Consider the following 22,842-nt stretch of genomic DNA (forward strand, 5'->3'; position numbering starts at 1 on the left):
CAGAGACGGTATGGTCGAAACCGAGACCTACACGATCGAAGCGCCGAACGGAGACGTCGAGGAGATCGAACTGCCGGAGGGCCTCGCGGACGTCTTCACCGAACAGGGCGAGTCGCCGACGTCTGTCGTCGGCGATCTCCTCGTCCAGTCGTTCGCCCAGCAGGCCCACGGCGTCGTCCACCACGGGCAGGGCGAGACGCCGGCGGACCTGGAAGCGCTCAACGAGAAGATGGAGGAGCTCTTCGAGGAGCGCTTCGGCGTCTCGCTCTCGGAAGCGATGGGCCACAGCCACTGAGCGGTTCCCCTCTGTCTTCCTGATTTCCCGTCTCGATCGGTCAGAGGAACGCGAGCGGGACCATCGCGAACACGCCGGCGGCGATGCCGCCGAGTAGCTCCCGACGACCGTTGCCGGGGAGCCCCCGACCGATCTCTCGGGCCTCCGGGATGAACTCCGTGAGCACCAGGTAGATCATCGCGCCGGCGGCGAAGCCGAACCCCGCCGGGAGGAACTCCCGGGCGACGCGGACGAAGTAGAACGCGATCACGGCGCCGATGGGTTGCGGGAGGCTCGAGAACACCGACCACCAGACGAGTTTCCAGTTCGCGACGCCCATCGACCGCAGCGGGATCGAGATGGCGACGCCCTCGGGGACGTTGTGGATCGAGATGGCGACCGTCATGAAGATCGCCAGGACGGGCACGACGAACCCGAAGAGCTGGGTGCCGCCCTCGATGCCCAGGTCGGCGAACGAGACGCCGACGGCGACGCCCTCGGGGAACGAGTGGACCGTCAGGACGCCCAGGATCAACACCAGTTTCTTGAAGTCCGCCTCGGCGTACTGGTGGGGGTCGACGTCCGCGCCCTCAATGAGGTCGTGAGCGACGAACACGAGGACCACGCCCGCGAGGAGGCCGATCCCCAGCAGGAGCAGATCCAGCCGAGGGATCGGCTCGACCGCGACCCCGCTCAGCGACACCTGCACGTACTCGCCGAGCGCTTCCAGCACCAGGCCGAACACCGACGCCGAGAGCATGATGCCCGAGGCGATCCCCCACAGCGCGACGTTCCAGCGGTCGCTCACGTCCGAGACGAAAAAGAAGGGGACTGCACCCAGGCCGGTCGCCAGCGCGGTGATGAAGCCCGCGACGAAGACGAACCCGAGAGACCAGAGCTCGACCATACCGCGTCTAGGCCGCGTGCGACCATAAATATTTCATATATCTTAAAATTTGGCTGGCCTAAAAACACGGCTACCTGCGCGCCGGTAGACCGTGAAAAGGAGAGGAATCATATCTTTTCAGATATTTCTTCGGCGGCACACTCGCGAGCGACGAGGACGGCGACGCACCGCCCGCGACCGACCCATCTCGGCCGTTCTCACCGTCGCGGGCGTCGTCGACGTCGAACTCGTCGACAGGGCCGCGCCCGTCCACGACGGCGCCGGCGAAGCGTTCTTCGGGGTCGCGCTCGCAGCCGTTCCTATGCACCGGAGAGCCGCGGAGTTCACGAGTCGGGTGCGGGAGCGCTACGACCTCGACCTCGCCGTCGAGGAGTTCCCGGAGGGGACGAAGACGGCGGCCGACGCCGCGGAGGCGGTCGGTTGCGAGGTCGGACAGATCGCCAGCAGCCTCGTCTTCGACGCCGACGGCGACCTCGTGGTCGTCGTGACCAGCGGTGCGAACCGGGTGGACGAATCGCTGCTGGCCGAGCGCCTCGGCGCCGAAGACGTGGCGATGGCTGATCCCGAGCGGATCAGCGAGGTCGTCGGGTGGAGTATCGGCGGCGTCCCTCCCCTGTGCCACGAGACCGACGTCCCCGTGTACATCGACGAGTCGCTCCTCGACCACGAGCGGGTGTGGGCCGCCGCCGGAACGCCGACCGCCGTGTTCCCGATCGATCCGGTCGAACTGCGGCGGATCGCGGGCGCGACGCCAATCGGCGTGTGAGCGAGAAACCACGATCAAGCGGATGCGAGCGGGTGGCTGCGGTCCATCGGACGTGAGCGAGCGCGGTTCACCGGTCGTTCGCGACGGCGTCGGCGTCGACGTCGGCCCGGCCGAAAGCGGTCGGACGACGTACTCGGAATCGAGTACCGAATACTCGAATTTAAGAATCCGCGCGGAGTAGGTCCGAACGATGGGAGAGCTATCTCCGTTGTTCGCGCCCGAACGCATCGCCGTCGTGGGCGCTACGGACCGCGAGGGGTCGGTCGGCAGAGCGATTATGGAGAACCTCCTCGACGCGTTCGTGGGCGAGGTCGTCCCCGTGAACCCGGGACGAGAGGAGGTCTTCGGACTGCCGGCGCTCGACAGCGTCGCCGACTCGGAGGCCGACCTCGCGGTGGTGGTCGTCCCCCCGACGGTCGCCGTCGACGTCGTCCGCGAGGCCGGCGAGGCCGGGATCACGAACGTGGTGGTCATCACCGCCGGGTTCGGCGAGACGGGCACCGAGGGTGCCACTCGGGAGCAGGAGCTGACGGAGGTCGCAGAGGCGTACGACATCGACCTCGTCGGCCCGAACAGCCTGGGCATCATGTCGACTCCCGTCGGGATGAACGCCTCGTTCGGCCCCGAGAACGCCACCTCGGGGCGGATGTCGTTCATGAGTCAGTCGGGCGCGTTCATCACGGCCGTACTGGACTGGGCGAACGACCAGGGCATCGGCTTCAAAGACATCGTCTCGCTCGGGAACAAGGCCGTCCTCGACGAGTCCGACTTCGTCCGCGAGTGGGGTGACGACGAGGAGACGGACGTCGTGATCGGCTACCTGGAGGGCATCGACGACGGGCAGGCGTTCATCCAGACCGCCAGGGAGGTCACCCAGGAGACGCCGATCGTCCTCGTCAAGTCCGGCCGCACCGACGCCGGCGCGCAGGCGGCCTCCAGTCACACGGGCACCATCGCCGGCTCGGATCAGGCCTACGAGGCGGGCCTCGAACAGGCGGGCGTCATCCGCGCGGAGTCGGTTCAGGAACTGTTCGACGCCGCGCGCGTCCTGGAGAGCCAACCCCTCCCCGAGACCGACGGCGTCGCGGTCATCACGAACGCGGGCGGCCCGGGCGTGATGAGCACCGACTCCATCGGCGACTCGCGGCTCTCGATGGCCTCGTTCGCCGACGAGACGCTCGAGGCCTTCTCCGAGACGCTGCCCGCGGAGGGGAACATCTACAACCCGGTCGACGTCGTCGGCGACGCGGACAACGAGCGGTTCCGCGACGCCCTCGACGTCGCCCTCGCCGACGAGAACGTCGGCAGCGCGATGGTGCTGGCCTGTCCCACCGCGGTGCTCGACTACGGCGAGTTGGCCGAGGACACGGTGGCGATGCAGGCGAAACACGACAAGCCGGTCGCCGCCTGCTTCATGGGCGGCGCGCGGGTCAAGCCCGCCGCGGAGACGCTCTCGGAGGCGGGCATCCCGAACTACTTCGATCCCGCGCGGGCGGTCGCGGGCCTCGACGCCCTCTCGCGGTTCCGCGACATCAGCGAGCGCGAGTACCGCGAGCCGACGACCTTCGACGTCGACCGCGAGCGGGCCCGGGAGATCCTCTCCTCGGTCGAGGGACGGACCGACACGCGCCTCGGCGTCGAGGCGATGGGCCTGCTCGACGCCTACGGGATCCCGACGCCCGACGGCGACATCGTCGACGCGCCGGCCGACGCGCTGGAGGTCGCAGAGCGGATCGACGGCGACGTCGTGATGAAGATCGTCAGCCCCGACATCCTGCACAAGTCCGACATCGGGGGCGTCAAGGTCGGCGTCCCGAACGAGGAGGTCTACGACGCCTACGAGGACCTCGTCTCCCGCGCCCGCAACTACCAGCCGGACGCGACGATCATCGGCGTGCAGGTGCAGGAGATGGTCGACCTCGACAGCGGCGTCGAGACCATCGTCGGGATGAACCGCGACCCGCAGTTCGGCCCGCTCCTGCTCTTCGGTCTCGGCGGCATCTTCGTCGAGACGCTCGAAGACACGACGTTCCGCGTCGCGCCCGTCTCCGAGCCCGAGGCCGAGGCGATGACCCGCGAGATCGACGCCGCGCCGCTCCTCCGGGGCGCTCGCGGCCGCGACCCCGCCGACGTCGAGGGCGTCGTCGAGACGATCCAGCGCCTCTCACAGCTCGTGACCGACTTCCCGGCCATCCTCGAACTGGACATCAACCCGCTCGTCGCCACGCCGGACGGCGTCGAAGCCGTCGACGTGCGACTCACCGTCGACCCCGACGAACTCTAGAGACCAATGAACACGCACACCCTACTCGTCACTTCGATCGCGGAAAGCACCGGCAAAACGGCAGTCACGCTCGCGCTCGGCGGCCTCGCTCAGGAGCGCGGTCTCACGGTGGGCTACATGAAGCCCAAGGGGACGCGGCTCCAGTCGAACGTCGGCAAGACGCTCGACGAGGACCCGATGCTCGCGCGCGAACTCCTGGGCCTGGAGAGTGAAATGCACCAGATGGAGCCGATCGTCTACTCGCCGACGTTCGTCGACGGCGCGATCCGCGGCCAGGAGGACCCCGACGAACTCGGCGGGATCGTCGAGGAGCGCTTCGGGGAACTCGCCGCCGACACGGACCTGATGCTGATCGAGGGCGGCGGCTCCTGGACGGTCGGCGGAATCGTCGAACTCACCGACGTCGACGTCGCCGACCGACTCGACGCGGAGGTCCTGCTCGTGGCGGACTACGAACAGTCGAGCGACCTCGACGACGTCGTCGCCGCCGCCGAGGCCTTCGGCGACCGGCTCGCGGGCGTGCTGTTCAACGGCGTGACCGACGCCGCCTTCGACGACCTCGAACAGGAGGCGGTCCCGTTCCTCGAAAGCCGGGGGATATCCGTCCTCGGCGTCGTCCCGCGCGAGCGAGAACTCGCGGGCGTCCGCGTCGACGACCTCGCCGAGGAGCTGGGCGCGAACGTCCTCACCGGCGGCGACGACGACGCCTACGTCGAACGGTTCCTCGTCGGGGCGATGGGCGGCGACGCGGCGCTGCGGTACTTCCGCCGGACGAAGAACGCCGCGGTCATCACCGGTGGGGACCGCTCTGAGATCATCGCGGCCGCGCTCGAAGCCCCAGGCGTCAACGCCATCATCCTGACCGGCGGTCACCGTCCGACGTCGGCGGTACTCGGCAAGGCCGAACAGCGCGGCGTGCCCGTACTCTCGGTCACCGGCGACACGCTCTCGGTCGTCGACCGCGCGGAGGGCGTCGTCAACACCGGCCGGGCCCGCGACGAGGAGACCATCGCGCGGATGCGCGAACTGCTCCACGATCACGCGGACGTCGACGCGATGCTCGGCGCGGAGGCGGCCGCAGCGGATGAGGACGTGACCGATACGGACGCCGGTCCCGACGCGGACGACGACCCCGACGCGGAGTGAGAGTCACCGTCGGCGGGTGACGGATCCGTCGTCGGACCGACGCGGGGTTTCTGACCGGTGAGTGCCGACATAAATGCCCTCCTTCCGGGCCGTAATCGGCGATTAATTATTACTACGCCCTCCCGTGTGGGTGTATGGACTTCGACTGGCCGACATACTTCGAGTGCGCGGCGTGCGGGTCCGAATTCCCGGCGAAGGACGTCCAGTACGACGATCTGGGCTATCCCGAGTGTCCCGACTGCGAGGCGCGCACCGGTCCGCTCGCCAGTCTGGAAGCCGTCGACGCGGTCGAGAGCGGTATCGCCGATTAGCGACGGTCGTGAACCGGCCCGCTGGGGCGGATCCCCTCGATCATCGCTCTTCTTCGTCCATCATCTCGTAGTCGCCCCCGTATTTCAAAAAGAAGTACGCGAGCGCGACGACGGCGACGAACGCACCCGTCACCGCCACGAGCAGAGTCTTCGCGGCGTCGGGGACGGTCGGGACCGCCGGTCCGCCCGCCTCCGTCTCCGCGCCGCCCGGCGTGACGTCGACGCTCCCGAGCATCCCCACGCTCTCGTGAGGGATACAGAAGTACTCGTACGTCCCTTCGACCTCGAAGGTGTGCTGGTAGGTTTCCCCCTCGGGGACGTCGCCGCTGTCGGGATCGCCGGCCGAGTAGGCGCCGCGCGCGTCCGCCTCGTTGTCGAACCCCCCCGACGCGAAGTACGCGGCCTCGTCGGGGATCTCGTCTTCGTAGGCGGTGACCGAGTGGCCGACGGTTCCGACGGTCTCCCAGACGACGGTGTCGCCGGGGGCGATCGTTATCGAGTCCGGATCGAAGACCAGGTCGTCGGTCATGTCGATGCTGTGGGTCGTTCCCTCCTGCGCGGTCGCCGTTGCGGTCGCACCTCCGGCCGCACCGACGCCGACCGCGGCCTGAAGGAGTCCGCGTCGCGAGAGCCGCTTCGAGGTCTGGGCCATAGGATAGGGACGCGGTGTCACGAATTAGTAAGTCGGAGATTTTCTCGATTTGATGCGGCTAACTGAGTCACGTTCGAGAGATTTCTCCGATCTCACGCGGACGCGGACGCGGTCGCGTCACGAACCCGGCGCAGTCGGAAGATACAGGCCGGAGACGCGCGACCGATCGGTATGGAGTGGACGCGGAACCGCAGCGAGGAGGACCTCGTCGAGTGGACGCGCGCGGACGGGTACGTGACGATCCGACGGCGACGCCGGGCCGACGGCGGGTGGGTCGTCAGACTCGACCGACTGTATCAGGCACCGGAGGGCAGCGGCTACCGGCGCGAACGCGTCGACGACGTCGAGTCGGCCGAGCGGTTGGTCGAAGCCTGGAAGGACGAGCACGGGGCGGCCGAAGAGCAGTCGTCCACGTGACCTAGTCGCCGCCGTGTTCCGATGTCGGGCGTCGCCGTCGGATCCCGGCATCGGCCGTCGCAGTGCCTCCGACAGCGGACGCCGTCGACCGTCACTCCTGAAGCCGGTGCGTCGTCTCGATGAGGGGATGCCGGCCGTAGTCGGCGATCTCGATGTCTTCGAGCGAGGAGAGCCCCTCCTTCTCGGCCGTCCGCTGCATCCCCAACTCCACCGGTTCGTCCAGGACGATCACGGAGGCGTCCATCTCCTCGATTCCGAGCTGGTGGGCGGCCATCACGCGGTGGTGGCCGTCGGCCAGCAGCAGATCGCCGCCGTTGTCGATCACGACGAGCGGTTCGGCGAGTCCGCGTTCGAGTTCGTACTGCCGCCCTTCGAGTTCGTCAGCGTACACGCGCCCCTGCGTCGGAGTGAGGTCGTCGAGTTCGACCACTCTCGGCTCCTGACGTAGCGAGATGCCGTGGATCTGTTCGAGCGTCCGCATCAGTTTCCCCACCTTTTCCGGCGTCGCGCGCTCGATCTGTGAGCGGACGACGTCCGTGTTCGAGATGATCCCGACGAGGTTGTCGGCGTCGTCGACGACCGGGAGCTTCTGGATCCCCGAGCGGAGGATCACGCGCGCGGCGTCGATCACGTCCATCTCGGGGTGGGCGACGATGATGTCCTCGGTCATCACGGTGAAGATCGGCGCCTCGTCGTCGACCAAGAGGAGGTCGCTGGCCGTGACGAACCCCTCGACTTTCCGACTCTGCGCGACCGGGAATCCGTTGTGGCCCTCGCTCTCTTTGATCCGCCGCGCGACGTCTGCGACGGTGTCCGTCGGCGCGACGGTTTGCACCTCGCGCGTCATGTACTCCTTGACTTTCGGTCGCCCACTCATTGTCGTGGGTACGCGGGCGGGCCGCAAAAACGTGCGCCTCTCGTCGTCGAGCACGTGCGCCCCTCTCGCCGACCGCGTCGCCACCGGCGATCGGACGGCCCACCGTGACCGATGATCACTCCTCGAAGGAGTCGAAGGGCGACTCGAACACCCACTCGGCGCCTTCCGGGCCGACGTCGAGAAGCGTCGTCGCGTCTTCGAGCGTCTCGAAGATCCGCCCGGCGATCACCTCCGTAACGATCGCGGACAGCTCCTCCGTGGATTCTTCTCCGGTGTCTCCCAGGATGCCGAGGGGGACCTGCGCGCCGGCCATATCGGCGTGGCCACCCGCGCTGCCGATCGCGCCGAGCGCGTCTCGGAGGGACTCGCCGAGGTCCACGTCGGTCCCGCGCGCCCGCCCGGAGACGTAGACCGTCCCGTCTTTGAACCCGTAGACGACCGCGATGCGGATCCCCTCCATATTCAGCAACCGGTCGGCGGCCTGAGCGAGCGCGTCGCGGTCGGAGATGGGGCCGACGTTCGACGCGAGCGCGTCGCCGCGGACGTCGCGGTCCCGGATCGCCCGCGCCAGCGTCTCCAGGACGGCGGAGGTCATACTCGGCGATTCGACTCGATCCAGCGCGGAGAGGTCGGCGTGCGTGAGCAGCCACGCCGCGGCCTCGAAGTCCGTCGTCGACACCTCCCGCGCGAAGTCGTTCGTGTCGATTCGGATCCCGAAGAGCAGCGCCGTCGCCAGCGACTCCTCGGGATCGATGCCCGCCCGGCGGAGGTACTCCGCCAGGAGCGTGCTGGTCGCGCCGATGTCGCGTCTGAGGTCGACGAAGTGCGCCTCGACGGGGGCGCGGGGCGGGTGGTGGTCGACCACGATGTCGATCTGGGTATCCTCCGGAAGCCCGTCGTTGACGCCGGGGCGAGAGTGGTCGACGAGCGCGACGCCGTCGTACGCGTCGAGGTCCGCCTCGTCGTCGAGTTCGATCAGATCGAGATCCAGCAGATTCACCAGCGCCCGGTTCTCCTGGTGGGAGATGTCTCCGAAGTAACAGGAGTCCGCCGAGACGCCCACGGCGGCGGCGATCCGCGAGAGCGCGAGCGCGCTCGCGATGGCGTCGGGGTCCGGGTTGTCGTGCATCACCACGGCCAACCGACCGTCGATGCGGCGAAGCGCGGCGAACAGTCGTTGCAGGCGGTTCGCACCGAGCCCGAGCGTCAGATCGCGGATCCGATCCCCGAGTACGCGTTCGGCGTCGACGACGCGGTCGGCGACGCGTTCGACCGTGGCCCGCGTTTCCTCGGCCGCGCCGACGCCGAGGTAGACGATCACCTGCGCGTCGGGATACTGCGCGCGCGCCCGGGCGGCGGCGTCGGCGTTCGTCTCGGCGTCGTCGCTCGCGACGAACACCAATTCGGCGTCCGGCGGGTACGCGCCCGGGTCCTCAGGCGCTCCACGTTCGACCGTGACGCCGCTGACCCCGGTCTGGAGGCCCTCGCAGCCACTCTCCGCGACGACTGTCAACTCGCCCGGCCACTCGGCGAGGCGCTCTACGGCCTCGCGCGCGTCCGACCCGCACCCGAGGACCAGCCGCCGTTGCATACTCTGCCGTCTGGTCGCCTGCGCAAAAACCCTGCCCCTCCCGAGGTTTGGGCGGACGAAACCCCGCCGTGAGAAACACGGACAGTTCGTTCGACGTGGGGCCTTCCCGGCCGGACCGCCAGAACGGGTATACGCCGTATAACCGGTTACTTGCTGATAAGCGGGCGGGTAACTATACTCGGAACGCCCGAACGAAGAGACTCCTATGGCGGATCATCGGCTTCGACCAGACCCGCAACGAACGTCTGCGATCGAGCAGGACATCGATAGCGCAGTCTCCCCCCGCGTGATGGACACGGTCCGAACCGGGGCGAAGGCGCTGTTTGCCTCCCGGTCGAGGGTCCTGCTGATCGAGGAGCGGCGGGCCGATGGCTCGACGTTCTGGACGTTACCCGGTGGCGGAGTCAAACCGACGGAATCGTTGCGAGACGGACTTCACCGCGAACTCAGAGAAGAGCTCCGCTGCGCTGCGCGCCTCTCTGAGGACGTGGACAGTTGTCTGTATCGTCACCGTACGAAACCCGACACCGTGACCCACTACACGATCGTCTCGGGAACACTACTGACGTCTCCCGACCCCAACGCATCGGAGGACGTCGTCGGTTACGAGTGGGTGGACCCGGAGAATCCCCCCGAAACAACGCTCCCTCCGATCCAGGACGTTATTCGCGACTCGGGGCCCCTGTAGGCTCCCCGCTGGTTAGTACGCGGGTCCAACAGTCCAGCGTCGCGAGCCGATCGGAACAGGGAGGTTTCGATGGCGGCGCAGCACACCGTCGACGAGCGGGTGTCTCACCGACGGAGCCGCCGGAGTTCCCGTGAGCGACTGACGGGAGCGAACGGGAGCACGGAAGAGCTCTGCTCTTCCGGAGGCGGCGGAGTCGGGCCCTTTTGATCCAGCTGTACTGGACGTTTCAGAGTACACGAGCGGGTTGCTGTCTCACCGATTTGTACCGCGAGGCGAGCCGGGCGGGACCGAAGGTCCCGCTGGAAGCCGGCGCGTAGCGCCGGCGACGAACGCGAGCCGAGCGGAATTTTTCCTCCGCCGTGAGACGCTGCGCGTCTCACGAGCCTTGCTTCGCTTCGCTCAGCAAGACAGGTTTTGCGCGGTGGGTTCCCGCAGCGAGCGGAGTTCCCGTGAGCCGAAGGCGAACGGGAGCACGGGAGAACGGAGTTCTCCCGGAGCGAGCGAGGAAACCCACCGCGACAAAAAGGTGGGTGGTTAGAACAAGGCGGCGGCGACGGCCTGGGCGGTCTCGATGACCGGGCCGAACGCCGGCAGCAGCAGCAGCGTACCGAGGCCGGCGAACAGCACCGCGGCGTAGAGGCCGACCGGTCGGCTCGTGATCTCGAAGTCCTGTGCGGGCGACTCGATCCACATCGCCTTGACGACGCGGCTGTAGTAGAACAGCGACAGCGCGCTGTTGATCGCGCCGACGGCGGCGAGCCACCAGAACCCGGCCTCGATGGCCGAGAAGAACAGGGCGTACTTCGAGAGGAAGCCGCCGAACGGCGGCAGCCCAGCGAGGCTGAACATGAACACCGTCATCGCCACCGCGGCGATCGGTGCGGTCGAGGCGAGGCCGTTGTAGTCCTCGAACGTCCGGCCGACGCCCCAGTGTTCGACCAGGGCGATGAACAGGAACGCGCCGGTGTTCATGAAGCCGTAGACGAGCAGGTGCGCCATCGACGCGCCGAGGACGTCGCCGTTCGGTCCGCCGGCGGTCAGCGCCGCGAGGCCGATGAGCGCGTAGCCCGCGTGACCGATCGAGGAGTACGCCAGCATCCGCTTGACGTTCTCCTGGGTCGCGGCGGCGAAGTTGCCGAGCGTCATCGTGACGACGGCGAGCACCTGGAACGCCAAGACCCAGTCGACGCCCGCCGGGATCGCGCCGAGCGGGAACGCCTCGACGAAGACGCGGAAGGCGACGGCGAAGCCGGCGGCCTTCGACGCCGACGAGAGGAACGCCGAGATCGGCGCGGGCGCCCCCTCGTAGGCCTCCGGCGCCCAGAAGTGGAACGGCACGGAGGCGGTCTTGTAGGCGACGCCGCCGACGATCATCAGCACGCCCATCCCGAGGACGCCGGCCATCTCGGTGTCGCCGATGGCGGCGGCCACGTCACCGAGCACGAGCGATCCCGTGACGGCGTAGACGAGGCTGATCCCGAAGACCATCACGCCCGAGGAGACCGAGCCGACGAGGAAGTACTTCAGGCCCGCCTCGACGCTACCGCGGTTCTTCTTGAGGAACGCGACGAGCGCGTAGGAGGGCAGCGACGCGAGTTCGAGGCTGATGAAGACCGTCGCCAGCGAGTTCGCCATCGACATCATCGTCATCCCCGTCGCGGCGAAGAGCACGAGCGAGTAGAACTCCGCGCGGTGGGACTGCTCGCGCAGGTAGTCGTAGGCGGCGACGGTCACCATCGCGGTGACGACGGTGAAGATGAGCGTGAAGAAGAGGCTCATCCCGTCGACGACCAGCGTGTCGCCGTACAGCGATATCGGGCCGCCGGTCCGCTCCTGTCCGGTGCCGGCGACGAGGAACCACGCCGCGACGGCGAACGCGAGGAGCGAACCGCCGGCGGACACGCCGGCCAGGAGCGTGTTGCTCGTCTCCTTCGGGGAGATGGTGTCGATGCCGAGAAGCACCAGGCCGGTCAGCCCGAGCAGCAGCGCCGGGGCGAGTGCGGTCCACGCGGCGGCGGGTTCGGTCTGCAGTGCGATCGTATCGAACATCACAGTCCACCTCCCGTGAGGATCGGGTTAACGGCCTCCTGGATCATCCCGAAGAAGAGGTCGGGAGCGACGCCGAGCACGATCGTGAGCAGCAGCAGCACCGCGAGCGGCGCGACGTCGTGGAACGGCGCGTTCGTGATCTCGTACTCGCCGTCGAAGCTGAAGGGGCCGAACAGCGTCCGCTGCATCGCGAAGAGCAGGTAGCCCGCGACGATGACGATGCCGAACATCGCCGCCGCCGTGAACAGCGGCATCCCCGCGTGGACGGTCGACTCGAAGGAGCCCTTGAAGATGAAGAACTCGCCCGCGAAGCCGGCCATCAGCGGCAGGCCCATGTAGCCGAACGCGCCGGCGACGAAGATGCCCGCGGTGAGGGGCATCCGGTCTGCGATCCCGGACATATCGCCGACCATCCGGGTGTGCGTCGTGTTGTAGATGACGCCGACCGCCATGAACATCAGCCCCGAGATGAGGCCGTGGGCGATCATCTGGAACGTCGCGCCGCCGACTCCGTAGGTGGTGTACGCGACGAGTCCGAGGATGACGTAGCCCATAGAGGACACCGAGGAGTACGCGACGATGCGCTTGAGGTCCTGCTGGGCCAGCGCCAGCATCGCGCCGTAGATGACGCTGATGACGGCGATGCCCGCGATCGGGACGACGAGCGCCGTCGCGACGTCCGGCATCATCGTGAAGTTGAACCGCAGGAGCGCGTACGTCCCCATCTTCAGGAGGACGCCCGCCAGCATCACCGACACCGGCGTCGGCGCTTCGACGTGAGCGTCCGGAAGCCACGTGTGCAGCGGCGCGACCGGCACCTTCACCGCGAAGCCGAGGAACGTCGCCACGAAGGCGACCGTCTTCAGCGTCGCGGCGTCGAGGCCGGCGAACGCGCCGAGTTCACCGGCGCGGAGCGCCTGGGCGATCTCGGGCAGGCGCATCGACGACACCGAGTCGCCGAGGCCGAACACCAAGGCGATGAAGCCGATGAACATCACGAGCGACGCGACGTTGGTGTACACGAAGAACTTGATCGCGGCGTAGCGGCGGTTCGGACCGCCCCAGACGCCGATGAGGAAGTACATCGGGACGAGGACGGCCTCCCAGAAGACGAACCACGCGAAGAAGTCGAGCGCGGTGAAGACGCCGATGAGGTTCGCCTCCATAAAGAGCATCAGTCCGTAGAACTGCGACTCCCGCTCCGTGATCGGCGTCCACGCGCTGACGATCGCCAGCGTGGAGAGGATCGTCGTGAGGACGACGAGCGGCAGACTGATGCCGTCGACGCCGACGAACCAGTGGAGGTCGAGGCCGCCCAGCGTCAGCCAGACGGCGTCCGTCTCGAACGCGATCGAGCCGCCCAGCAGGGCGTTCCCGCTCGCGTCGTACTGTGCCCACATCCAGAGGCTCCCGAGGATCGGGAGCGCGCTGAGTGCCGCCGCGAGTCGGCCGGCGTACTCGTCGGGGGCGACGAACACGACCAGCGCGGCGAGGAACGTGACTGCGATGAGCGCTTCGATTATCATACGAACCACCCTCCGAGAACTCCGAAGGCGAGAAGCAACGCGGTCAGGCCGAGCGTCAGGAGCGCCGCGTAGTTACTCACGACGCCGGTCTGGATCCGCCGGACGCGGCCGCCGGCGAACAGGCTGACGCCGGAGACGCCGTTGACGACGCCGTCGACGACGCCGCCGTCGAACTTGTTGGCCGCGCGGGCGACCGGTCGGGTCACCCCGTTGGCCAGCCAGACCTGGTACTCGTCCTGGTAGTAGTTGTTGTACAGCACTTTCTTGATGCCGCCGAGCCGGTCGGTGTGGCGGACCGGTTCGGGGACGTTGTACAGCAGGTACGCGAGGCCCGACCCCGCGAGCGCGAGCCCCAGCGAGACCGCACCGGGAAGCAGCGGGCTCAGGTGGAGCCCCGCCGCGCCGTAGCCGGCGAAGTCGTGCAGCAGCGTGCTGTAGTGCTCGGTCGTCAGGCCGGCGTATCCGTGTTCGAGCCACGTGTGGAGGAACTCGATGTGGAGTCCCGTCAGCTCGGCGACGGGAACCATGTTCACGAACCCGGCGACCGCGGCCAGCACGCCGAGCACGGCGAGCGGGAACTTCACGTTCCAGCGCACGCCGTGTGGGTCCTCTGCCGTCTGCGTCCGGGGCTTTCCGTGGAACGTCAAGAAGACCATCCGGAAGGTGTAGAAGCCGGTGAAGAAGACGGCGACGAGCCCCATCGCGTAGGCGGCGAGCAGGATCGGGTTCCCGTCGAGGCCGTGCAAGAGCGTCTCATAGAGCACCTCGTCCTTCGACCAGAAGCCGGCGAACGGGAAGATGCCCGCGAGCGCGAGCGATCCCGAGAGGAACGTGTAGTAGGTCACGGGCATCTTGTCCTTCAGGCCGCCCATGTCCCACATGTTCTCGTTGTGGTGCATCGCGATGATGACCGACCCGGCCCCGAGGAACAGCAGCGCCTTGAAGAACGCGTGCGTCATCAGGTGGAAGGTCGCGGCCACGTAGCCGCCGCCGCCCAGCGCGAGCATCATGTACCCGTACTGCGAGATCGTCGAGTACGCGAGCACCTGCTTGAGTTCGCGCTTGACGAGCCCCATCGACGCGGCGAACAGCGCCGTGAAGCCGCCGACGAAGGCGATGATCGCGAGCGCGGTCGGCGAGACGGCGTAGAAGCCGTACATCCGCGCGACGAGGTAGACCCCGGCGGCGACCATCGTCGCCGCGTGGATGAGCGCCGAGACCGGCGTCGGGCCCTCCATCGCGTCCGGCAGCCACGTGTGCAGCGGGAACTGCGCGGACTTGCCGATCACGCCGCCCAGCACGAGCAGGCCGACGATCGTGAACCACGTCTCCGGCGCGAAGCCGAACGTGGTGACCGAGGCCTCACCGCGGAGCGCGGCTTCGGCGAGCGCGGGGAACGACTCGGAGCCGACGAACGACGCCGTGCCGAACGTCGCGAAGACGGCGACGACGCCGACGAGGAAGAAGTAGTCCCCGAAGCGCGTGACGAGGAACGCCTTCTTCGCGGCGCTCGGCGGGCCCGGCTCCCGGAAGTGGAAGCCGATGAGCAGGTACGAGCAGAGCCCGACCAGCTCGAAGAACATAAACGCCATGAGCAGGTTGTCCGCGACGACGAAGCCGAGCATCGACGCCGTGAACAGCCCGAGACCGGCGTAGTAGCGCGGAAGGCCGGTCTCACCCTCGTCGTTCATGTAGCCGAGACTGAAGACGTGGACGAGGAAGGCGATCAGCGTGACGATGAGAAGCATCATCGCCGACAGCGGGTCGATCAGGACGCCGAACGTCAGATCGACCGCGTCGAGCCCCTCCGCCCAGGTGTAGACGGTCGCGTCGTACGTCTGTCCCCCGGCGACGGTCAGGACCGTCGCGATCGAGAGGACGAGCGATCCCGCCGTCGCGGCGATGCCGGCGTACGCGCCGCCCTTCGGGAGGCGGTCGCCGACCGCGAGCGCGACGAGGAACGAGACGAACGGCAACAACACGATCGCGGGTGCGAAGTCGAGTATTCCTGCCATCTTACCACCTCATCGTCGTCGCCTCGGTGACGTCGACGCCGTCGAAGTTGCGGTACAGCACCAGGATGATCCCGATCCCGATCGCGACCTCGGCGGCGGCGAGCGCCATCACGAACAGCCCGAACGTCTGCCCCGTGACGTTCCCCCAGACGAAGGAGAACGCGACGAGGTTGACGTTCGCGGCGTTCAAGAGCAGTTCGACCGACATCAGGAACAGCAGCGCGTTGCGCCGCGTCAGGATGCCGAACAGGCCGATACAGAAGACGGCGGCGGAGAGAAGCAGGTAGTACTCCGGCGGGACCATCACTCCTCACCCCCGAACAGCGTGCGTTTGAGTTCCCGACCGCCGTCGGCCAGGAGCGTCCGCCCGTCGCCGTCGCCCTCCCGCGTCGCGAGGTGGACGGCCCCGTCGAGGGCGACGTCCAGCGTCACCGCGATCAGGAGGAAGGCGACGAGGAAGCTCTCCCCGGCGACGTCGCCGAGATCGAGGTTGAACATCGCGTAGCCGATACTGGCCGTGATGTTCGCGCCCTCGGCGAACCCCTGCGGTTCGGGGAACGACGCCGCGAGGATCGTCGCGGCCATTACGACGAATAGGGCCGCGGCGGCGAGACCGGGAACCAGGTGCGAACCCAGGTTCAGTTCCGGTTTCGTGGTCATGTGCTACTCACCTCCGGTTGTGTGCGCGTCAGCATCACGGCGAACGTGATGAGGATGAGAACCCCGCCGACGTAGACGAGGATCTGCATTGCGGCGAGAAACTCCGCCTGCAACATCACGTAGTGCACCGCGACGCTCAAGAGCGCGCCCCCCAGCAGGAGTGCGGAGTGCCAGACGTCCCGCACGAGGACGACGCCCAGGCTGCAGCCCACGGTCACGAGGGCGAACAGCGCGAACGCGATGGTTTCATAAACCATTGTGTGTGTCTCCTTGAGGTATCCCTTTGAAGATTTCGAGAAGTCGCCGGCCGGACGCGCCCGGGCCGAGCGGACTTTGATCGGCTGTCTGTTCCGCGCTGTGAGAGATCACCTCACTGGTAGTCCACCTCGCCCTCTCCCTCGCCGATCCACGCGTCGCGGTCGGGCTCTCTGGAGTTGAGCGGGTCGATGTCCTTGTACCACGGAACGTTCTTCAGTTGCTCTTTGTTGTACACGAAGTCGTCCTTCGTGTCGGCGGTGAACTCGAAGTTCTGCGTGAGCAGGATGGCGTCGACGGGACAGACCTCCTCGCAGAGCCGACAGTAGATGCACTGCCCGATGTGGAGGTTGTACTGCTCGCCGTTGCGCTGGTCGTCCTGGACGATCTGGATCGTGTCGTTCGGACAGACGTTCTCGCACTGTCGACACCAGATGCAGCGCTCCTGGCTGAACTTGTGGACTCCGCGGAAGCGCGGGCTCACTTCGGGTGCGACGTCGGGGTATTCGACCGTGAACGTCTCCCCGTCCAGTGCGTGTTTCATCGTCGTCGCCATCGATTTGAGTACGCCGATCATGCTATCACTCCCACGATTACGGCCGTGAGCACCAGGTTCGCGAAGGAGAGCACGAGCATCCCCTTCCAGCCGACGTCGAGGAACTGGTCGATGCGGAGGCGGGGGATCGCGGATCGCGCCCACTGGGTGAACAGGTAGAACGCCCAGATCTTGATCGTGAACCAGACGAATCCCGGCAGGACCGGTCCGGCCGGGCCGCCGAGGAACAGCGTCGCCGCCAGCGCGCCGCCGAGGAAGATGTGGATGAACTCGCCGAGGTAGATGAGCACGAAGTACACCGAGGAGTACTCAGTCTGGAACCCGGCGACGATCTCGGTCGGCGCCTCCGGCACGTCGAAGGGGTTGCGGCCGACCTCCGCGAGGTTCGCGATCACGAACAGCACGAACGCGAACGGGTTGACGAACGCGAACCACTGCGGGATCGTGACGCCCGCGATAGAGAGCAGCGGGTCGGTCTGCTGGGCGACGATCTCGCTCATCTGCAGCGTGCCGGTGAAGATGATCACCGACGCCGCGGTGACGATCAGCGGGATCTCGTAGGCGATGTTGGAGGCGATCGCCCGGAGGCCGCCGAGCAGCGAGTACTTGTTGTTCGACGCGTAGCCCATCATCACGATGCCGAGCGAGGCGATCGAGGAGGCCGCGAAGGCGAACACCGCGCCCGTCTCGGGGTCGGCGAGGTGGATGCCGTTGCCCATCGGGATGACGGCGAAGCCGAGCAGCGCCGAGAAGGGAACCAGAAGCGGCCCCAGGTCGTACGCCGGTCGGTCGACGCCCTCCGGAATCACGAGCTCCTTCGAGAGCAGTCGGACGGCGTCGGCGACGATGACGACCAGGCCGAACGGGCCGACCCGGTTCACCGCGATGCGGTCGGTGAACGCGGCGGTGATCTTTCGCTTGGCCCACGGGCCGGCGACGGCCGTCTGGACGAGCAGTAGGTTGGCGATCAGGAACGCGCCGAGCAGACCGCCGACGATCTGCCCGACCGTCCCCGAAAGCCCCAGGAGGCCGGCGATCCGCTCGGGTAAGAGCACCTGCGACTGCAGCGGCACCATTATCGGTCCACCTCTCCGAGCACGATGTCTAAGCTACCCAGCGAGGCGACCATGTCCGGGATGTACTCGCCGGTGGACATCTCCGGCAGCGTCTGGAGGTTCGAGAAGCACGGACTGCGGATCTTAAAGCGGCCGGGCTTCTCGGTGCCGTCCGCGCGGATGTAGATGCCGAGTTCGCCCTTGGCGGCCTCGACGGCGCGGTAGATCTCCGTGTCGTCGTCGGGGCGGAGCGTCCGCGGCACGTTCGCCTGGATGTTCCGCTCGTCCTCGGGCCAGTCTTCGAGCAGGTCGACGCACTGCTCGATGATCTTCGCGGACTCTTCGACCTCGCGGAGGCGGACGAGCAGTCGGCTGAAGTTGTCGCAGCCGTCCTCCGTGATGACGTCCCACTCGAGTTCGTCGTAGTAGCCGTAGGGGTCGTCCCGACGGAGGTCGTAGTCGATGCCGGAGCCGCGAGCGACGGGGCCCGTCGCGCCGTAGGACTTCGCGACCTCCGGCGGGAGCACGCCCGTGTCGATCGTCCGCGACTGCAGGATCTCGTTGGAGGTGATGAGGTCGTGGTACTCCTCGACGGCCTGCGGAAGCTCGTCGAGGTAGTCTCTGATCATCTCGAAGAAGTCCTCGCGCGGCTCGGGGAGGTCCCAGACGACGCCGCCCAGGCGGAAGTAGTTGAACATCATCCGCTGGCCGGTGAGTTCTTCGAGGACGCTCTGGACCTTCTCGCGGTCCCGCATCGCGTACATGAAGATCGCGGTGAAGTCGCCGTAGACGTCCAGCGCGAACGTCCCGACCGCGAGCATGTGCGAGGCGATGCGGCAGAACTCCGCGCCCATCGTCCGGATGATCTGCGCGTACTCCGGGACCTCGATGTCGTTGAGGTCCTCCGCGGCGCGGGCGTACGCCCACTCGTTCAGGAGCCCGGAGGAGGCGTAGTCCCAGCGATCGGGGTACGGCATGATCTGGTGGCGGTACGTCTTCGTCTGACACATCTGCTCCTCGCAGCGGTGGAGGTAGCCGATGTCGGGGTCGACGTCCGCGACCTGCTCGCCGTCGAGCACCGTCTTGACGTGGAGGACGCCGTGCGTTGCGGGGTGGTGCGGCCCGATGTTGACGTACATCGTGTCGCCCTCCTCCTCGCGGTGGTCGTCGGCGAGGGGGTTCTCCCACTCTTTGAGCGTGACGATCTGCGGGCGGTCCTGGTCGTAGTTCTGCGAGAGCGGGTGTCCCTGCCACGTGTCGGGCAGGAGGATCCGACGCAGATCGGGGTGGTCGTCGTACTCGATGCCGATCAGGTCGTAGGCCTCCCGCTCGTGCCAGTCGGCCGTCCGGAACACCGGTTCGGCCGACTCGCTGACGGGGTCGTCCTTCGTCGTCGGGACGACGACGCTGACCTCGCGCTGTCGGTCGTCGAAGCTCGTGAGGTGGTAGATCGACTCGTAGCGGTCCTCGCGCTCCTCGGCGGTGACACACGAGAGGTGGTCGAACCCGGCCTCGTCGCGGAGGCGACGCAGCGTCTCTTGGACGCTGTCGGGCCGGATGACGAACCCGGGCGCGTTGACGTGCTCCTCGCGGTCGACGACGAGGTCGCCGAGCAGTTCGGCGATCTCGTCGCCCTCCGTCGGGAGGACCTCGACTGCGCCGTCCTCTGGGGTCGGTTCTTCGAGGCTCATGGCGAATCAGCCCAGTTGTACCGCATGACCAGGTCGTCCTCGTCGATCTGGTCGGCGAGCTTCTCGACGATCTCGTCCTGTTCGAGGTCGTCGAACTGTTCGAGCTCGTAGGGTTTGACCGTCACCGGGCTCGACTCGCCCTCGGCGATGCGCTGTTGCAGCTTCGCGACGCCGTAGATGAGCGCCTCGGGACGCGGGGGACAGCCGGGGACGTGGATGTCCACGGGGATGACCTCCTCTGCGCCCTTGATGACGTTGTAGCCCTCCTGGAACGGACCCCCGGAGATCGTACAGGAGCCCATCCCGACGACGAACTTCGGCTCGGGCATCTGGTCGTAGACGCGCTTCATCCGCGGGGCGAACTTCGAGACGATCGTTCCCGGAACGATGATCACGTCCGCCTGCCGCGGCGACGCGCGGGGGACCCCGGCCGCGAACCGGTCGAGGTCGTGTTTCACCGAGTAGGTGTGCATCATCTCGATGCTGCAGCAGGCGATCCCGAACTGCAGCATGAACATGGAGGAGCCGCGGACCCAGTTCATAAACTGGTCGAACTTGGTGAGGATGAACGGCGAGGAGCCGAACGCCTCCCGGAGTTTCGAGTTGAACCGGTTGTCCGCGCCGCCGCCCGTCATCCGGGCGTCCCGGGTGTCGGTCTGTACCTGCGTGTCGTCCGTGACGAATGGTGTGTCTCGTTCGCTGCTCATGCGTTTCTCTCCGTCTTCCGGCGGTTCGCCAGCGGGCTTTTGACCCACTTGACTGCGCCGTTGCGCCACGCCCAGACCAGTCCGACGACGAGGATGCCGACGAATGCGAGCATCGGCAGCAACACCGTCGAGAGGGCGACGCCCTGGTCCAGTGCGGACCGGTAGATGACGGCCCACGGGAAGATGAGAACGGTTTCGACGTCGAACACGACGAACAGCAGCGCGACCATATAGTACTGTATGTTGAACTGGACGCGCGCCGTGCCGGTCGGTACCTCACCGCTCTCGTAGGTGGCGCGTTTGCCTTGTTCGGGTACCGACGGGCGTAGTATCGCCGAGACCGCCATCATCCCCAGTGGGATTCCGACGGCGACGAGCCCGAGGGCCCCGATTGCGATCCATTCACTCATTCCGTAGTCTCCCTGACGTTCGATGGGTTAGAAGCGCCCCCCCATAAGCGTTGATTTATACCGCGGCTGCCCCCGCGACGGCCGAGGCCGCCGTCAGTCGTCGCGTCGGCTCTCGACGTACGCCTCGACCCCGAGGTCGTGGAGGTCGCGGGAGTCGCGTGCGACCCCGCCGACGAGCCCCTCGTGGTACTCGACCAGTCGCTCGCGCAGTTCCTCGTGCTCGCGGGAGAGTATCTGTGCGGCCGAGAGCGCGGCGTTGAACGACTTGCCGGCGTCGACGGCGACGATCGGCGCGCCGGTCGGCATCCCGATCACCGAGTCGACGGACTTCTCCTGAACCGGCACGCCCACGACCGGGAGCGGGTACGCGATGGAGGCGGTCATGTTCGGGAGGTCGGCGGACTTCCCGCCCGCGCCCGCGATCACGACGTCGAGGCCGCGGGCCTCGGCGGTCTCGCCGTAGGCGTACATCAGCTCGGGCGTCCGGTGCGCGGAGACGACGTACGTCTCGTAGGTGAAGCGCGCGTCGGGCGCGTCGCGGAAGTCGGTCTGCTCTTCGAAGCCGAGTTCGTCGAGCGCGTCGTGCGCGCCGGACATCGTCTCCAGGTCCGAGTCCGATCCCATGATGATCCCGACGTCGGGCGTCGACTCGGGGTCGACGTCGGCGTCGGCCTCGGCGTGCAGTCGGTCGATCAGGTCCTGTACGGTCACGTCGGCGTCGTCGTCGGGCGTGTAGTCTGTCATCGTGGGTGTGGTCTGGATAGTCGGTCGCGGGGCCGTCACGAGAGGTCGGCGAATCCCGTCCGTCACTCGCGTCGGCGCGTCCCGTCCGTCACTCGAAGGTCAGCGCGTCCCGAACGTCTCTCGCGTGCGCGAGGAGGTCGTCCGGAACGTGGTCGTCCCCCGCGCCGTTTCCGGTCACCGTGAGGTGGCCCATCTTCCGGAGCGGGCGGACCTCGTCCTTGCCGTACCAGTGCAGGGAGGCGTCCGGGTCGGAGAGGGCGGCCTCGACGTTCCCGAGCCGCGCCGATCGCGGCTCCTCGACGGTGCCGAGGACGTTCGCCGTCACGGTCGGACAGCGCAGGCGGGTCGACCCCAGCGGCCACCCGAGAACGGCGCGGACGTGCTGTTCGAACTGGGAGGCGCGCGCGCCCTCGATCGTCCAGTGCCCGGAGTTGTGCGGGCGCGGGGCGATCTCGTTGACCGAGATGGACCCATCAGAGGTCTCGAACAGTTCGATCCCGAACACGCCGCGTCCCGACAGCGTCTCCAGGACGTCGCGGGCGACCTCGTCGGCGCGGGCCTGCACCTCGTCGGTCGTCCGCGCGGGCAGGATCGTCTCCCGGAGGATCTCCTCCTCGTGGACGTTCTCGCCCGCGGGGAACGTGCGGACCTCGCCCTCGCCCTGCACGGCGATCACGGAGAGTTCGCGCGCGAAGTCGACGAACGTCTCGGCCATCGCGGGGCCGCCGACGGCCGCCATCGCGTCCTCGGCGTCGTCGGGATCAGTCACGGGAACGTTGCCGCGGCCGTCGTAGCCGCCGGTTCGGGCCTTCAGCATCACGGCGCCGAACTCCTCCAGGGCGTCGCGGAGGTCGTCGGCGTCGTCGACCCGACGGAACGGCGGGACCGGCACGCCCGCGTCCGCCAGCGCGCGCTTCTGGACGAGTTTGTCCTCGATCATCGAGAGCGTCTCGGGGTCCGGATTCACCGAGAGGTCGAACTCCGCGGCGACGTCGTCGAGCAGTTCGGCGTCGGCGAGTTCGATCTCGAACGTGAGCGCGTCGACCTTCGAGGCGAGTTCGCGGAAGGCCTCGGGGTCGTCGAAGTCGCCGACGATCTGATCGCGGGCCACCGGCGAGGCGGGACAGTCGGGCGTCGGGTCGAGGACGATCACCTCGACGCCGAGGGGGCGGCCGCCTCGGCGAGCATCCGGCCGAGTTGGCCGCCGCCGACGACGCCGAGCGTGGGTCCGGGTACGGTGACGGTCACGGGCGACGGTACT

At 67.5% G+C, this 22,842-nt stretch carries 23 protein-coding genes and 1 pseudogene; 7 read left to right on the forward strand and 17 right to left on the reverse strand.

Annotated features, from left to right (window positions below; genetic code table 11):
* Nucleotides 1–10: 10 nt before the first annotated feature.
* On the forward strand, nucleotides 11–295 hold the full coding sequence (locus DV707_RS08555; protein WP_103992145.1) for a DUF7545 family protein: 285 nt from the start codon (nucleotides 11–13) through the stop codon (nucleotides 293–295).
* 40 nt (nucleotides 296–335) lie between these two features.
* On the opposite strand, the gene DV707_RS08560 is transcribed toward DV707_RS08555, so the two are convergent.
* The gene (locus DV707_RS08560; RefSeq protein WP_103992146.1) at nucleotides 336–1,181 is read right to left on the reverse strand and encodes a ZIP family metal transporter; all 846 of its coding nucleotides are present in this window, start codon (nucleotides 1,179–1,181) and stop codon (nucleotides 336–338) included.
* Nucleotides 1,182–1,482: 301 nt separating this feature from the next.
* Here DV707_RS08560 and DV707_RS08565 point away from each other — a divergent pair, with 301 nt between their 5' ends.
* From DV707_RS08565 to DV707_RS18600, 4 genes are all read left to right on the forward strand, one after another.
* A complete protein-coding gene (locus DV707_RS08565; protein WP_103992302.1) occupies nucleotides 1,483–1,947 on the forward strand; it encodes a YbaK/EbsC family protein in 465 nt (154 codons plus the stop codon).
* A 190-nt stretch (nucleotides 1,948–2,137) separates the two neighbouring features.
* On the forward strand, nucleotides 2,138–4,231 hold the full coding sequence (locus DV707_RS08570; RefSeq protein WP_103992147.1) for an acetate--CoA ligase family protein: 2,094 nt from the start codon (nucleotides 2,138–2,140) through the stop codon (nucleotides 4,229–4,231).
* Nucleotides 4,232–4,237: 6 nt separating this feature from the next.
* Nucleotides 4,238–5,377: a phosphotransacetylase family protein gene (locus DV707_RS08575; RefSeq protein WP_103992148.1), complete on the forward strand. Its 1,140-nt coding sequence runs from the start codon at nucleotides 4,238–4,240 to the stop codon at nucleotides 5,375–5,377.
* Nucleotides 5,378–5,511: 134 nt separating this feature from the next.
* Nucleotides 5,512–5,688: a hypothetical protein gene (locus tag DV707_RS18600; RefSeq protein ID WP_170216824.1), complete on the forward strand. Its 177-nt coding sequence runs from the start codon at nucleotides 5,512–5,514 to the stop codon at nucleotides 5,686–5,688.
* Nucleotides 5,689–5,728: 40 nt separating this feature from the next.
* Here the strand turns inward: DV707_RS18600 and DV707_RS08580 are convergent, their stop codons facing one another.
* Entirely contained in the window at nucleotides 5,729–6,340 is a 612-nt protein-coding gene (locus DV707_RS08580) for a plastocyanin/azurin family copper-binding protein (RefSeq protein ID WP_103992149.1), read from the reverse strand.
* 171 nt (nucleotides 6,341–6,511) lie between these two features.
* On the opposite strand from DV707_RS08580, the gene DV707_RS08585 reads away from it, so the two are divergent.
* Nucleotides 6,512–6,757 (forward strand): DUF7543 family protein, encoded by a 246-nt coding sequence (locus DV707_RS08585; RefSeq protein WP_103992150.1) that lies wholly within the window; start codon nucleotides 6,512–6,514, stop codon nucleotides 6,755–6,757.
* 91 nt (nucleotides 6,758–6,848) lie between these two features.
* Here DV707_RS08585 and DV707_RS08590 read toward each other — a convergent pair whose 3' ends face one another.
* On the reverse strand, nucleotides 6,849–7,634 hold the full coding sequence (locus tag DV707_RS08590; RefSeq protein ID WP_103992151.1) for a CBS pair associated ParBc domain-containing protein: 786 nt from the start codon (nucleotides 7,632–7,634) through the stop codon (nucleotides 6,849–6,851).
* A 115-nt stretch (nucleotides 7,635–7,749) separates the two neighbouring features.
* Nucleotides 7,750–9,225, reverse strand: coding sequence for a DHH family phosphoesterase (locus DV707_RS08595; RefSeq protein ID WP_103992152.1), 1,476 nt, complete (start codon nucleotides 9,223–9,225; stop codon nucleotides 7,750–7,752).
* A gap of 289 nt (nucleotides 9,226–9,514) precedes the next feature.
* Between DV707_RS08595 and DV707_RS08600 the strand changes: the two genes are divergently transcribed.
* Nucleotides 9,515–9,913 carry an NUDIX hydrolase gene (locus DV707_RS08600; protein WP_160113936.1) on the forward strand — a complete coding sequence of 133 codons (399 nt, stop codon included), beginning with the start codon at nucleotides 9,515–9,517 and terminating at the stop codon, nucleotides 9,911–9,913.
* Between the two features lie 534 nt (nucleotides 9,914–10,447).
* Here DV707_RS08600 and DV707_RS08605 read toward each other — a convergent pair.
* From DV707_RS08605 to DV707_RS08665, 13 genes and pseudogenes are all read right to left on the reverse strand, one after another.
* The gene (locus DV707_RS08605; RefSeq protein WP_103992154.1) at nucleotides 10,448–11,962 is read right to left on the reverse strand and encodes an NADH-quinone oxidoreductase subunit N; all 1,515 of its coding nucleotides are present in this window, start codon (nucleotides 11,960–11,962) and stop codon (nucleotides 10,448–10,450) included.
* Entirely contained in the window at nucleotides 11,962–13,488 is a 1,527-nt protein-coding gene (locus tag DV707_RS08610; RefSeq protein ID WP_103992155.1) for a complex I subunit 4 family protein, read from the reverse strand. Before DV707_RS08610 ends, DV707_RS08605 begins: the two co-directional genes overlap by 1 nt.
* Complete coding sequence (gene nuoL, locus DV707_RS08615; RefSeq protein ID WP_103992156.1) at nucleotides 13,485–15,503, reverse strand: NADH-quinone oxidoreductase subunit L; 2,019 nt, start codon at nucleotides 15,501–15,503, stop codon at nucleotides 13,485–13,487. The genes DV707_RS08610 and nuoL overlap by 4 nt, the downstream gene beginning before the upstream one ends.
* Nucleotide 15,504: 1 nt before the next feature.
* Nucleotides 15,505–15,807: an NADH-quinone oxidoreductase subunit NuoK gene (gene nuoK, locus DV707_RS08620; protein ID WP_103992157.1), complete on the reverse strand. Its 303-nt coding sequence runs from the start codon at nucleotides 15,805–15,807 to the stop codon at nucleotides 15,505–15,507.
* The gene (locus tag DV707_RS08625) at nucleotides 15,807–16,163 is read right to left on the reverse strand and encodes a proton-conducting membrane transporter (protein WP_103992158.1); all 357 of its coding nucleotides are present in this window, start codon (nucleotides 16,161–16,163) and stop codon (nucleotides 15,807–15,809) included. The genes nuoK and DV707_RS08625 overlap by 1 nt, the downstream gene beginning before the upstream one ends.
* Nucleotides 16,160–16,420 (reverse strand): NADH-quinone oxidoreductase subunit J, encoded by a 261-nt coding sequence (locus tag DV707_RS08630; protein ID WP_103992159.1) that lies wholly within the window; start codon nucleotides 16,418–16,420, stop codon nucleotides 16,160–16,162. The genes DV707_RS08625 and DV707_RS08630 overlap by 4 nt, the downstream gene beginning before the upstream one ends.
* Nucleotides 16,421–16,533: 113 nt before the next feature.
* The gene (locus DV707_RS08635) at nucleotides 16,534–16,995 is read right to left on the reverse strand and encodes a NuoI/complex I 23 kDa subunit family protein (RefSeq protein WP_103992160.1); all 462 of its coding nucleotides are present in this window, start codon (nucleotides 16,993–16,995) and stop codon (nucleotides 16,534–16,536) included.
* Nucleotides 16,992–18,050, reverse strand: coding sequence for a complex I subunit 1/NuoH family protein (locus tag DV707_RS08640; RefSeq protein WP_103992161.1), 1,059 nt, complete (start codon nucleotides 18,048–18,050; stop codon nucleotides 16,992–16,994). Before DV707_RS08640 ends, DV707_RS08635 begins: the two co-directional genes overlap by 4 nt.
* Nucleotides 18,050–19,720, reverse strand: coding sequence for an NADH-quinone oxidoreductase subunit D (locus tag DV707_RS08645; protein ID WP_103992162.1), 1,671 nt, complete (start codon nucleotides 19,718–19,720; stop codon nucleotides 18,050–18,052). The genes DV707_RS08640 and DV707_RS08645 overlap by 1 nt, the downstream gene beginning before the upstream one ends.
* Nucleotides 19,717–20,427 carry an NADH-quinone oxidoreductase subunit B gene (locus DV707_RS08650; RefSeq protein WP_103992163.1) on the reverse strand — a complete coding sequence of 237 codons (711 nt, stop codon included), beginning with the start codon at nucleotides 20,425–20,427 and terminating at the stop codon, nucleotides 19,717–19,719. The genes DV707_RS08645 and DV707_RS08650 overlap by 4 nt, the downstream gene beginning before the upstream one ends.
* On the reverse strand, nucleotides 20,424–20,837 hold the full coding sequence (locus DV707_RS08655) for an NADH-quinone oxidoreductase subunit A (RefSeq protein ID WP_103992164.1): 414 nt from the start codon (nucleotides 20,835–20,837) through the stop codon (nucleotides 20,424–20,426). The genes DV707_RS08650 and DV707_RS08655 overlap by 4 nt, the downstream gene beginning before the upstream one ends.
* A gap of 93 nt (nucleotides 20,838–20,930) precedes the next feature.
* Nucleotides 20,931–21,581 (reverse strand): 5-(carboxyamino)imidazole ribonucleotide mutase, encoded by a 651-nt coding sequence (gene purE / locus DV707_RS08660; protein WP_103992165.1) that lies wholly within the window; start codon nucleotides 21,579–21,581, stop codon nucleotides 20,931–20,933.
* Between the two features lie 88 nt (nucleotides 21,582–21,669).
* Nucleotides 21,670–22,829, reverse strand: a pseudogene (locus DV707_RS08665) (5-(carboxyamino)imidazole ribonucleotide synthase).
* Nucleotides 22,830–22,842 lie beyond the last annotated feature (13 nt).

The sequence above is a fragment of the Halobellus limi genome, assembly GCF_004799685.1.
In the GTDB taxonomy this organism is placed as follows: domain Archaea; phylum Halobacteriota; class Halobacteria; order Halobacteriales; family Haloferacaceae; genus Haloquadratum; species Haloquadratum limi.